The organism is Pectobacterium sp. CHL-2024 (assembly GCF_044751765.1).
In the GTDB taxonomy this organism is placed as follows: Bacteria; Pseudomonadota; Gammaproteobacteria; order Enterobacterales; family Enterobacteriaceae; genus Pectobacterium; species Pectobacterium brasiliense.
In genome coordinates, this window is the sequence record NZ_JBIXKO010000009.1 from 98,878 (window position 1) to 110,745 (window position 11,868).

Here is an 11,868-nt window from a genome sequence, read left to right on the forward strand (position 1 = left end):
GTTATAGAATCTGTAGCCGCTGCTTCATCGTCATCACCTCATCATCTACCACGGGGGTAATGCACAGATGAGAAAGTGCGCTGCTGCGGAACGGGATCACCTGCGTGCGACCGTCCAACTGTACGATTTGGTAGAACTGCGGCAGGTTGAAATTGATAAAGCTGGAGCCGTAGGTAAAGCGATCGTGCGAAGACGAATAGAAGCGGCTGACATCACGCACCAGCTCTTCTTTACTGCCTTCACAATGGTGATACACCTCAACGCGATTCGACTCATCCAGAATATAGATATTAAAGCCCTGATTTTCTGTCAGATCTTCAAAGAAGAACTGGATGATCCCTTCGCTGGCGACGCCATCGACCACTGGCGGTAAATGGACATGGTTGGTTTCAACCTGAACCGGCTGGCCTTGCAGTTTGTTGTTGGAAATCGCGCCATAAAACTCGACCGCATTTTCCAGCTTCTGCACCGATACACTCAGCCGTTCGAAGAACAAGCCCCAAGTTTGCCCCGCCACTTTCACTGCTTTGAAACGCCCAGGCTCTTGCTGACGCGTACTGGTCAGGCGCAGCTCAATGCATTCGGACACCAGTTGCTGCACGCGGGTACGAATCAGCCCGCGCAGGTGCTGGCTGTAGCAGAAGACTTCCAGCGATTCCGGCAGCGCCGCATCCTGATGCATTTTGCCCAGAATGGTTTTCAGCGCTTCCAACACCGCCTGTTCACCGCTGAAATGCAGCGTACGCACTTCGTTCCATGAGTTGCGATACAGCAGGTCGATACTGCCAACCAGACACTGCTGCTGCTGGCCGAAGCTAAAGACATCCAGATGACGGAAATCGAAATGCACCACCTGATTGCGGAAGGCCGCCGTCGGATCGTGTTCCAGATTGACGATAATCGCCAGATGACGAATTTCACACGGGCTGTACAGCGCCTTCGGCGTGGGGGCAGGCAGACGCAGCGGGAAGTGGCTGGCTACGTCGTCCACCAGCGCTTGCAGGCGCGTGATGTCACACAGCTCGTTGCCTTTAATATACAGGCGCGTGCTTGGCGTCAGCAGGCCATTAAAATACGCCCACGCCACCAGCTTGTTCAGATAGCGGTTATATTCCAGCGGCTGATGGCTGACAATCGCATCCATCGACGGTGCCTGATTGTACAGGTACCAGCCAGAGCGGTTCGCACGACCCGCCGGAACATAGATAAAGGTTAAATTCGGCTCCGACAAATCGGGCGAAATTTGTGGGTTCAGCAGGGTAACTTTACCCGGCAGCGCTTCAAACGCAGCGTACAGTTTACGGGTCAACACACCGATATCCTGCGGGCTGGCGCTGACGCTCAGATTATTACGGCGGGCGAAGCGAATCAGGTTGCGATAGGTCTGCATCATCGCATCCAACAGCTCATTATGTGCTTCGCGTACCTGTTCGATTTTCCAGTTAGCGCGGTTATCGAGCATCGCCAGATGTTCGTCGCTCCAGCCCCATTCTTGCACCAGTTGGCTCAGAATCTGACGACGCCAGCCGACACAGGCTTTTTCTCTGGAGAGCTTTTCACAGACTTTTAAGTAGAAACATCGACGCGCCAGATCGAGGCGCGTGGGATCGTTGATCGCCGTCAGATAGTGCGTCACGCGATCCAACATCATGCAGTAAGGATCAAGACCGAAAGAGACGATCTCGCCGTCATGCAGGCGTTTTTTAATTTCGGTCGACAGCAGGCTGGTGTCCGGGTATTCCCAGGAATAGGCTTCCAAGAGCAGCGTCTTCAGTACGGCTTTATAGGGGGAATCGATGCTTTTATAGAGCTGCCAGAGACTCGCGCCGAAATACTCTTCCGCCGACAGCGTGCTCAGGCCGCCTAAATCCATCCACTCGTTCGGTGCCAGTGCCCCTTGCGAGTAGAGCGACAGCACATACTCGTCGTAGTGAGATTCTTCCTCGACCGGCACCATATTCCACAGAATACGTTTACCCGCCATACGCACGGCGGTACGGTAGAATTCGTCGAGTAATAGAATGTGCTGCATGGTGCCGCAGTCTTCACCGCTCAGGCTACCGCTTTCATTGTGGCGGAAACGGCTTTCATCCATCAGGAAGAAGCTGACCTCAGCGCCCTGCGCCGCGGCCCACTGCTCAAGCAGCGTACATTTCTTCTGTAGGAGTTGGCGTTCTTCGCTATCCAGCCAGGATTGGTGGCACACCCAGATATCGAGATCGGAGCTACAGCTCTGCCCGATAGACGAGGTGCTTCCCATTGAATAGATGCCCGTGATCGGCAGTTCACCCTGCGGATGAGAACAATCAAACTGACCCCAGCGCAACGCGATGCCATCAAGGTACTGTTGCTGCTTTTCATCAGGCGTGTGAGTGCAGATACCGTGAGGCACCTTGCCTTCAAGGTAGCCGGGCATCAACGGGTGATGATGATGTAATAAAATGGGCAGAAGACTGTAAACCTGCTGAAAAGCGGGTTTCATTGCTCCCAGAGCACGGTCAACACGCAGTTGGTTGATCGCATCCAGTCTTTGCTTCAAAGTCTCGATGTAGAAGTACAAGACGTTTCGCCTGATTTATCCCAGTGCCTAGAAAAACCCCGTGTTCCAAATCCGCATGATGAAATTAGAAGAATGTTTAGCGAATTATTGCTGGAAACGTGATCAATTTAACACCTTGCTGATTGGGCGTAAAGAAAGTAAAGAAAGTTAGACTTATCTATCTTGCTTTATTACGAATTTCTCTACCCAACTGCATCAGCACGGCTTCCTACTCGTCATACTTCAAGTTGCATGTGCGTTGGCTGCGTTCACTCACCCGAATCACTTACTTAAGTAAGCTCATCGGGATTCCCTCGCTTGCCGCCTGCCTGAAACTTGAATTATTTAGAGTATATCTATGTATGCGGCACCCGAATTTCAGACCGTTTTAAAAGGCGCACCGCTAATGCCCACAACCTGACACCAACGCACCATCAATGATACGATGGCGGAAAATGATAAAAACGGTATCAAGCATGTTAGCCAATATTATTAGAATTGCCACCCGACAAAGCCCGCTCGCCCTGTGGCAAGCACGATATGTTCAGCAGTGTCTGAACCACCTCTATCCGGATTTACACGTGGAGCTGGTGCCGATGGTCACCCGCGGCGACATCATCCTCGATACGCCACTGGCAAAGGTCGGCGGTAAAGGCTTGTTTGTTAAAGAACTGGAATTGGCGCTGCTTGAAGGGCGCGCCGATATTGCCGTCCACTCCATGAAAGATGTCCCTGTCGAATTCCCAGACGGCCTCGGTCTGACCACCATTTGCGAACGCGACGACCCGCGCGACGCTTTTGTTTCCAATCATTACGACAGCCTCGATCAATTACCGCAAGGCAGCTGTGTCGGCACCTCCAGCCTGCGCCGTCAGTGCCAGCTGCGTGCCCGACGCCCTGATCTGGTGATTCGAGATTTGCGCGGTAATGTCGGCACACGCCTGTCAAAACTGGATAACGGCGAGTATGACGCCATTATTCTTGCGGTCGCGGGTCTGAAACGTCTTGGCCTTGAAGCGCGCATCCGCTGTGCGTTAAGCCCGGAAGAGTCTCTGCCAGCCGTCGGACAAGGCGCTATCGGCATCGAATGCCGTTTGGATGACGAACATGTCCGTCAACTTCTTGCCCCACTCAACCACCCCGCTACCGCGGCCCGCGTACTGGCTGAACGCGCCATGAATGTACGCCTTGAAGGTGGCTGTCAGGTGCCGATTGGCAGCTACGCCGAACTGGAAGGCGATACGCTGTGGCTACGTGCGCTGGTTGGCGCGCCGGACGGCAGCCAAATGATCGTCGGTGAACGCAAAGGAAACGTCTCCGATGCCGAACAACTCGGGATCGCACTGGCTGAAGAGCTGTTAGCCAAAGGGGCCAGCGCCATCCTTCAAGCCGTTTATCAAGGGTCAAGCTCATCATGACGATTCTGGTTACCCGTCCGTCACCAACTGGCGAACAACTGGTGACCCGTTTAAGAAAGCTCGGCTATAACGCCTGGCACAGCCCGCTGATCGAGTTTTCACCCGGACGAGAACTCGCCAGCCTGCCTACCCTATTACAGGCACTGAGCGCCGACGATTTGGTGTTTGCGCTCTCACAACACGCCATTCATTACGCCGATCCGATGCTGGTACGTACGGGCATCAACTGGCCTGCCCATCTCGCTTATTACGCCATCGGCCGTACCACCGCACTGGCGCTGCATAAAATCAGTGCACACCCGGTAACCTATCCACCTGAGCGCGAAACCAGCGAAACGCTCCTGCAACTTCCTGACCTGCAAGATGTTTCCGGTAAACGCGCATTATTGCTGCGCGGCAACGGCGGCAGGGAACTGCTAGGGGAAACGCTAACCGAGCGGGGCGCACAGGTGACCTACTGTGAATGTTATCAGCGCAGAGACGTTCACTATGACGGGCTAGAGCAAAGCCGCCACTGGCAACAAATAGGCATCGACAAACTGGTGATCACCAGCGGAGAAATGCTACAACGGATCTATACTTTAGTACCTGATTACTATCGGGCTTCCTGGTTACTCGGCTGCCAGCTGATCGTCGTCAGCGAACGACTGGCTGAACAAGCTCGTCAGCTTGGCTGGCGTGATATCCGAGTGGCTGATAATGCCGATAACGATGCGCTCGTGCGCGCACTACAATAAACCTGATCATGGGATGTACCATTATGACGGAACACAATACCCCCACAGCTCCATCCGACGAGGTTGCTGAACGGGTTGAACCCGCGCATCAGCAGCAGGATCCCGCACCGCAGCCCAAACGTAGCGGTGCCGTGCTGGGGGCGATCGCGATTGTGATTGCACTGGCCATAGGCGCAGGCTTGTATTACCACGGCCACCAGCAGGCGCAGAAAGAAACTGCCGCGCTTCAACGTCTGGAAGCGCAGTTCAACACATTGCAGCAACAGCATAAGCAAGAGCAGCAGCAGTGGCTGGACGCTCAACAGCAGCAAAGCAAAGCGCAGGAGACTGCCGCACAGCGTCTTGAGGCGCTAACGCGTCAGTCAGACGAGCTGCGCGATAAGCTGGCGGCGCTTTCCAGCCATGATACGAATACCTGGCTGATCGCTCAGGCAGATTTTCTGGTGAAACTGGCAGGACGCAAGCTGTGGAGCGACAAAGACGTCACCACCGCAGGCGCGTTGCTGAAAAGCGCGGACGCCAGCCTGGCGGAAATGAACGATCCTAGCCTGATAGAAATCCGCCGCGCGCTGACTAACGATATCGGTGCGCTGGCAGGCGTAAGTCAGGTCGATTTTGACGGCATCATCCTGAAAGTCAATCAGCTCACCGATCAGTTGGATAACTTGCAGCTCGCCGACAACAACACCGATGAAGCGCCGATGGACGCCAACAGCACAGAGCTGTCCGCTTCCTTGAGCGAGTGGCGACAAAATCTGAGCAAGAGCTGGCACAATTTCCTGGCTGATTTTATCACCATTCGCCGCCGCGACAGCGCCGCCGAACCGCTGCTGGCACCGAATCAGGATGTGTATCTGCGCGAGAATATCCGCTCACGTCTGCTGGTTGCCGCACAGGCCATTCCTCGCCACCAGAATGAAGTGTACAAACAGTCGCTGGAAACGGCAGCAACCTGGGTTCGCGCCTACTTCGATACTACCGACCCCACAACGCAGGCCTTTTTAGATCAGCTCGATGCCTTAAGCCAGCAGTCGGTTTCACTGGATGTCCCAACGGAGCTACAAAGTCAGGCGCTGTTGGAAAAACTGATGCAAACGCGCGTTCGTAACCTACTGGCTCAGGCGCCAGCCACACAGCAAGGGGAATGAGCATGCTAAAAGTCTTATTGCTGTTCCTGATCCTGATCGCTGGCGTTGTGATCGGCCCGATCGTCGCGGGTCACCAAGGCTACGTCCTGATCCAAACGGATAACTATGACATTCAAACCAGCGTGACCGGTCTGGTCATCATGCTGGTACTGCTCTTCCTCGCCTTTTTGGCGGTGGAATGGGTGCTCCGCCGGATCTTTCGTACCGGATCCCGCACGCGCGGCTGGTTCCTCGGCCGCAAACGCACTCGCGCCAGAAAACAGACCAAAGCCGCGCTGCTCAAGCTGGCCGAGGGGGATTATTTACAGGTAGAGAAGCTGCTGACGCGCAATGCCGACCATGCCGAGCAGCCCGTGGTTAACTACCTGCTGGCAGCCGAAGCCGCCCAGCAGCGCGGCGACGAATTCCGCACCAAGCAATATCTGGAGCGTGCCGCCGAGGTTGCAGATACCGATCAGCTTCCGGTGGATATTACGCGCGTGCGTATTCAGCTAGCGCGTAATGAAGATCATGCCGCACGTCACGGCGTCGACAAACTGCTGGAGGTGGCGCCCCGCCACCCTGAGGTGCTGCGTTTAGCAGAGCAGGCTTTCCTGCGTACTCACGCCTATAGTGCGCTGCTGGATATTCTGCCTGCGATGCGCAAGATCAACCTGTACCCTGAAGAACGTTTACTGGATCTGCAGCAGCAGGCCTATATCGGCTTGATGAATCAGGCAATGGCAGATGGCGGCAGCGAAGGGCTGAAGTCATGGTGGAATAATCAGAGTCGCAAAGTACGTCATGAGATCCCGCTTCAGGTCGCGATGGCTGAGCATCTGATCGAGTGTGACGATCATGATACCGCTCAGAAGATCATTCTCGACGGTCTCAAGCGCCAGTATGACGAACGCTTGATTCTGCTAATGCCACGCCTCAAAGCCGGAAACCCAGAACAGCTGGAAAAAGTGCTGCACCAGTACATCAAGCAGCAGGGGGCAACGCCGCTGTTGAGCAGCACGTTAGGCCAATTGCTGATGAAACACGGCGAATGGCAGCAGGCCAGCGATGCTTTCCGCACCGCGCTGGAGCTCCGCCCAGACGCGTATGATTATGCCTGGCGCGCCGATGCACTCGATCGGTTGCGTCTGCCGGATGAAGCGGCTCAAATGCGGCGCGAAGGGCTGTTACTCACGCTACAACAACCTGCCGACTAACCGCTACGCACTCCTTTCATAAGGCTCCTTTTGGAGCCTTATTCTTTTGTGTGATCCGTCCTGCATAGCGCGGCAGAAGGCCGTTACCGAACATTTTCCTCAGACGAAAAAAAACGCTTACCGATAAACGGTAAGCGTTGAAAATATCAGGTCTGTCAGACAACAGAATGGTGCCTCACTCAACGTTATGTCCGGAAGGCCCGATGGAGATTTGCATCTTCATCTGGAGTTGGACGATAGGCACCTCAAATTGGCTCTGCGTCATTCCCAGGATTATGAAGCCGAAGCAAGCATAGAAGGTGGAATGAGCATCTACACGCTTATTTAAGCATAAATTATGCCAACATGCATAATTTTATTATCACAGCCGCACAAAATAGAGGTAAGCAACTAATAATAAATACTATTTTTATTTATCCACTGCGAGAGTAGCTAAGACACGATGGGCGACAAAAACGAGATCGTGCTCACAAAACCTGTCGCCATTCAGAGACGATTTTGTCACGTAAAATATTAACCATTAATAATCAATGAATTAAATGTCTCTTTTTTGCGACAGCAGAACCCCTAGAGTGTCGTGTTTTTCCGACAGCCCTATCAAAGCTGCTGATTCAATTTAAGAAAGGGGAAAATATCCGCGCCGGGAAACCGGCGCGGACAGAGTTGACTTAATGAGAGGAGATTAGCGAGAGGACAGTTGCTCTAAGCTCTGCTTCGCCACCTGATACAGATAGTGCGCGGTCGGGAACAGTGCGCGATCATCAACGCGGAATTTCGGGTGGTGCAGCGCATACGGTCCGCCAGAGCCGACCATCATGAACGTACCCGGTAATTTTTGTTGATAGAACGCAAAATCTTCACCAATCGGGCTGGCTTCTACGCGGCGCGCTTCAAACCCTTCGTCACTCGCCACATTCAGCGCAAACTCAACCCACTCTGGCGTGTTGATCACCGATGGCGGCCCTGCATGCCACAGGAACTCAATTTCCGCACCAAAGGTGCTGGCGATACCTGCAACGATCTGACGGAAACGCTGTTCAATCAAATCACGCGCGTCCTGATTGAACGTTCTGACCGTGCCTTCAACGTAGGCCGTGTCTGGGATAACGTTCCAGGTGCTGCCGCTATGAACCTGCGTAATCGACACCACCGCGTTGTTGTCGGACGATACCGTGCGGCTGATGATGGTCTGTACGGCAGAAATCAGCTGACCCAGAATGATAATCGGATCGTTGCCTTCATGCGGCTTCGCAGCGTGACAGCCTTTCGCTGCGATCTTGATCTCAAAGCGGTCAACGCCCGCCGTCAATGCACCGTCTTTCCCACCGATGACGCCAACAGGCAGCGTCGGATCGTTGTGAATGCCGAAAATCGCTACCGCATTGTCCAACGCGCCAACGGCGATGACTTCCGGTGCGCCCAACCCGGTCTCTTCAGCGGCCTGGAACAAAATTCGCACGGTGCCTTTCAGCTCCGGCTCGATTTTCTTCAGCAGAATCGCCGCGCCAAGTGCAGCGGAAGAGTGAAAATCATGACCGCAGGCGTGCATCACGCCTTTGTTGAGCGACGTAAATTCTACGCCAGACTCTTCTTCAATCGGCAGAGCATCGATATCAGAACGTACCACGACCAGTGGACCATCCTGTAAGCCGCCGACTTCAGCAACCAGACCGGTTTTCAGCGGTAGGTCGAGGATACGAATCCCCTCTTTTTCCAATACCGCACGAATCTTCTTCGTGGTTTCGAACTCCTGATTCGACAGTTCAGGATTGCGGTGTAAATCGTGGCGAAACGCCTGAATAAACTGAGCCAGAGGCTCGTGCTGAGGTGCTGTTCTCATGAATACTTGCTCCACATTATCGTGCCCTGCCTGACAGGGCTGCCTTGTTCAGGCGTGCAGGTGTGTCTACGTATGCGTTAAATATCGTACTCAAGCGGCTCAGGCAGCTTGGTCAACTGACGCAGGAAACGCTGGGTTTGCGGGTTATCCGAGAAGCTAATGACCTGCTCAGCCGGACCTTCCTCAACGATATGACCGTCCGCCATGAAGATCACTCGGTCAGCCACTTCTTTCGCAAACTGCATTTCGTGGGTGACGATCACCATCGTGGTGTCATTTTTCGCCAGCTTCTGAATCACCTGAAGCACTTCGTGTACCCTTTCCGGGTCCAGCGCCGAAGTCGGCTCATCGAACAAAATCGCCTTCGGATCGACCGCCAGCGCACGTGCAATACTCACGCGCTGCTGCTGCCCGCCGGATAGCGTCACCGGATACTGTGCCGCCTGCGGCAGCAGACCAACCTGCTCCAGCAAAGCCAGACCGATTTCATCCGCCTGCTTCTTCGGCATTTTTTTCACGACAATCAGCGCTTCCGTCACGTTCTCCAGCGCCGTCTTGTTCTTAAACAGGTTGTAACTCTGGAATACCATCGCCGTCTGGCGGCGCAGCGCATAGGCCTCTTTAGAGGAATAACGGCGCGTATCCAGCGTTTGGTCGCCAATTTCAATCGTGCCCGACTCTGGCGTTTCCAGCAGGTTCAGACAGCGCAGCAGCGTGGATTTACCCGAACCGGATGGGCCAATAATCGCCACGACTTCACCCTTCGCGATATCCAGACTAATGTTGTCCAACACCACCTGATCGCCAAAGCGCTTAGAAAGATTCTTTACACTGATCATGTCAGCCCCTTATCGCTGTAGCGAGTGATTCAGTTTCTTCTCCAGCTGTTTTTGCAGCCAGGAATAAACAATGATCACCAACCAGTAAATCAGACCCACAACCAGGAAGGTCTCAAAGAAACGCAGAGATTCAGCGGCAATCATCTTGCCTTCCGCGAACAGTTCGGAGACGCCCAGCGCAAAGGCCACCGAGGTATCTTTAATCAGAGAAATGAAGGTGTTCCCCGTCGCGGGCAGCGCATTCAACATGGCCTGAGGCAACACGATGCGGCGATAGACCTGCGCTTTGCTCATGCCAATGGATAAGCCCGCTTCCGTCTGGCCGAAATCCACCGAGGCCAAGCCCGCACGGAAAATCTCAGCCATATAGGCGGACGTTTTCAGGCTAAAGCCGATAATCGCGGCCGTCATCGCATCCAGATTGGATAAGCCGGGGAATAGCTGCGGCAGGCCGAAGTAGATGATAAACAGCTGAACCAGCGACGGAATGCCGCGGAACAGCGAGATATACAGCTCGACGATTTTTACTACCACGACAATCTTGCTTTCACGGACTAACGCCAGGATAAGGCCGAGAACCATAGCAAAAAACATCGAAACCACGGCGAGGAACAGCGTGGTTGGCAAATACATTAATACCTGGGGAAAGACCTTTAACAGGTAGGCAAGATCGATATTCATGAGTAATACCATTAATGCATCCACCGGCCATATTGCGCCGGTGGAACAGGGTTATGACTAGACTACATAACAAGCCATCTGGCGACATAACGAATCATCAGGTTACGTAATGACTCGGCCAAGATGACGGCGTGAGGTTATTTAGCCGGTGATACCGTGATGTCTTCACCAAAATATTTTTCGGAGATCGCTTTCAGGCGTCCATCTTCACGCATTTTCGTTAACTCTGCATCGAACTGCTTACGCAGCGCATCGCCTTTCTCGTCCTTATGGAACGGGAAGCTCACTTCTTCAATCACCAGCGGCTCGCCGACCAGTTTGAACGGCAGGTTACGCTTATTGATTTCTGCCAACAGAATCGGACGTGAATTCACGTAGCCTTCAACGCGCTTAGACAGCGCATCGTTCATCGCGCCATCGCGTGTTTCATAGGTGCGAATATTCACGCTGCCGTCGGCAAACGCTTTTTTCAGGTTGTTGACATGGTTGGAACCCAGAACCCCGGCAACCGTCTTCCCTTTCAGGTCAGCCAGTGTATTAATGTCCGCGTTGTCCTTGTGCGTCACAATCTGGCTGCCGTAGAAGCTATACGGTTGAGCAAAATTGTATTTTTCCTGACGCGCTGGAGTAATGGCTACCACGTTCGCCACAGTATCCAGCTTTTTCGCTTCCAACTGCCCCATCAGGCCGCTGAAATCGGCGGTGACCCACTCAACTTTATAGTTCAGATCTTTTGCGATGGCTTCCGTGACTTCAACGTCAAACCCGACCAGCTTGTTATCCTGCTTGAAGCCACTTGGATAACTTTGGCCTGTTGAACCCACTTTCAATACTTTTTCCTGCTCAGAGCCGCTCTTCCCAGAATCACAGCCAGCAACAAGAAAGGCGGTCGTCAGCGCCAGAACAGACAACGTTACTTTTTTCATCATTTTACTGCCTCTCTTTTTGATTTTTTATCTTTCCACTGGTCATACAATTGGTTATCAAGGATTTTTTCCATCCAGATTGTCAGGTGTCCTTTTCCCAGATTCGTCTGCCCGACTTCCTTGAAACCATAATTTCTGTACATCTCAATCAGCCACGGGTGGTTTTGCGCGGTGCCAAGCGACACGGCAGGCGCTTTGAGCTGGTTAATCAGAATTTCTTCCTCCAGCCAGCTCATCATTTGCTTACCCAGCCCCTGTTTTTTATAGCCAGGATGCGTTGCAAACCAGCCCAGATGAGGTAGACCGAACGGGCCCGGTTCAGGCCCCCACGGATAGCGGATGGTAAATGACGACACCATCTCACCGTCTTTTTCCATCACATAAACGCCGTGTGAGGCAATATGCGTACGCACCATGTCAATATCTGCATGGGCGGCGGAAAAATTGATGCCTAACTGGCGAATCGGCTCAAATGCCGCCAGCGCCAGCGCCAGAAAAGTTTCATCATCCGCAAGCATAGCCTGACGAAATACGATACTCATGG

10 protein-coding genes are annotated in these 11,868 nt (G+C 53.4%); 4 read left to right on the forward strand and 6 right to left on the reverse strand.

Going from position 1 to position 11,868, the window contains the following annotated elements; genetic code table 11:
* Position 1: 1 nt before the first annotated feature.
* Complete coding sequence (locus ACIPUG_RS14595; RefSeq protein ID WP_040034417.1) at positions 2 to 2,560, reverse strand: class I adenylate cyclase; 2,559 nt, start codon at positions 2,558 to 2,560, stop codon at positions 2 to 4.
* A 455-nt stretch (positions 2,561 to 3,015) separates the two neighbouring features.
* Here ACIPUG_RS14595 and hemC point away from each other — a divergent pair, with 455 nt between their 5' ends.
* Genes hemC through hemY form a run of 4 tightly spaced genes read left to right on the forward strand, consistent with a single transcriptional unit; the run spans position 3,016 to position 7,038 of the window.
* Entirely contained in the window at positions 3,016 to 3,957 is a 942-nt protein-coding gene (hemC, locus tag ACIPUG_RS14600; protein ID WP_039557413.1) for a hydroxymethylbilane synthase, read from the forward strand.
* Entirely contained in the window at positions 3,954 to 4,694 is a 741-nt protein-coding gene (hemD, locus tag ACIPUG_RS14605) for a uroporphyrinogen-III synthase (RefSeq protein ID WP_039277693.1), read from the forward strand. Before hemC ends, hemD begins: the two co-directional genes overlap by 4 nt.
* Positions 4,695 to 4,717: 23 nt before the next feature.
* A complete protein-coding gene (hemX, locus tag ACIPUG_RS14610; protein ID WP_039510553.1) occupies positions 4,718 to 5,842 on the forward strand; it encodes a uroporphyrinogen-III C-methyltransferase in 1,125 nt (374 codons plus the stop codon).
* Positions 5,843 to 5,844: 2 nt separating this feature from the next.
* Positions 5,845 to 7,038, forward strand: coding sequence for a protoheme IX biogenesis protein HemY (gene hemY, locus ACIPUG_RS14615; RefSeq protein WP_400338942.1), 1,194 nt, complete (start codon positions 5,845 to 5,847; stop codon positions 7,036 to 7,038).
* Between the two features lie 682 nt (positions 7,039 to 7,720).
* Here the strand turns inward: hemY and ACIPUG_RS14620 are convergent.
* The 5 genes from ACIPUG_RS14620 to ACIPUG_RS14640 form a co-directional block, all read right to left on the reverse strand.
* The gene (locus tag ACIPUG_RS14620; RefSeq protein ID WP_014916936.1) at positions 7,721 to 8,878 is read right to left on the reverse strand and encodes a M20 peptidase aminoacylase family protein; all 1,158 of its coding nucleotides are present in this window, start codon (positions 8,876 to 8,878) and stop codon (positions 7,721 to 7,723) included.
* 77 nt (positions 8,879 to 8,955) lie between these two features.
* Positions 8,956 to 9,717 (reverse strand): amino acid ABC transporter ATP-binding protein, encoded by a 762-nt coding sequence (locus tag ACIPUG_RS14625; RefSeq protein ID WP_010284939.1) that lies wholly within the window; start codon positions 9,715 to 9,717, stop codon positions 8,956 to 8,958.
* Between the two features lie 9 nt (positions 9,718 to 9,726).
* Complete coding sequence (locus ACIPUG_RS14630; RefSeq protein WP_010284942.1) at positions 9,727 to 10,398, reverse strand: amino acid ABC transporter permease; 672 nt, start codon at positions 10,396 to 10,398, stop codon at positions 9,727 to 9,729.
* 137 nt (positions 10,399 to 10,535) lie between these two features.
* Positions 10,536 to 11,327, reverse strand: a complete 792-nt coding sequence (locus ACIPUG_RS14635) for an amino acid ABC transporter substrate-binding protein (protein ID WP_010284946.1) — start codon at positions 11,325 to 11,327, stop codon at positions 10,536 to 10,538.
* Positions 11,324 to 11,866: a GNAT family N-acetyltransferase gene (locus tag ACIPUG_RS14640; RefSeq protein ID WP_205532853.1), complete on the reverse strand. Its 543-nt coding sequence runs from the start codon at positions 11,864 to 11,866 to the stop codon at positions 11,324 to 11,326. The genes ACIPUG_RS14635 and ACIPUG_RS14640 overlap by 4 nt, the downstream gene beginning before the upstream one ends.
* Between the last annotated feature and the right edge of the window lie 2 nt (positions 11,867 to 11,868).

Coding starts and splice junctions, on each gene's coding strand:
- hemC (WP_039557413.1), top strand. CDS start 3,016: ATGTTAGCCAATATTATTAGAATTGCCACCCGACAAAGCCCGCTCGCC.
- hemD (WP_039277693.1), top strand. CDS start 3,954: ATGACGATTCTGGTTACCCGTCCGTCACCAACTGGCGAACAACTGGTG.
- hemX (WP_039510553.1), top strand. CDS start 4,718: ATGACGGAACACAATACCCCCACAGCTCCATCCGACGAGGTTGCTGAA.
- hemY (WP_400338942.1), top strand. CDS start 5,845: ATGCTAAAAGTCTTATTGCTGTTCCTGATCCTGATCGCTGGCGTTGTG.
- ACIPUG_RS14620 (WP_014916936.1), bottom strand. CDS start 8,878: ATGAGAACAGCACCTCAGCACGAGCCTCTGGCTCAGTTTATTCAGGCG.
- ACIPUG_RS14625 (WP_010284939.1), bottom strand. CDS start 9,717: ATGATCAGTGTAAAGAATCTTTCTAAGCGCTTTGGCGATCAGGTGGTG.
- ACIPUG_RS14630 (WP_010284942.1), bottom strand. CDS start 10,398: ATGAATATCGATCTTGCCTACCTGTTAAAGGTCTTTCCCCAGGTATTA.
- ACIPUG_RS14635 (WP_010284946.1), bottom strand. CDS start 11,327: ATGATGAAAAAAGTAACGTTGTCTGTTCTGGCGCTGACGACCGCCTTT.
- ACIPUG_RS14640 (WP_205532853.1), bottom strand. CDS start 11,866: ATGAGTATCGTATTTCGTCAGGCTATGCTTGCGGATGATGAAACTTTT.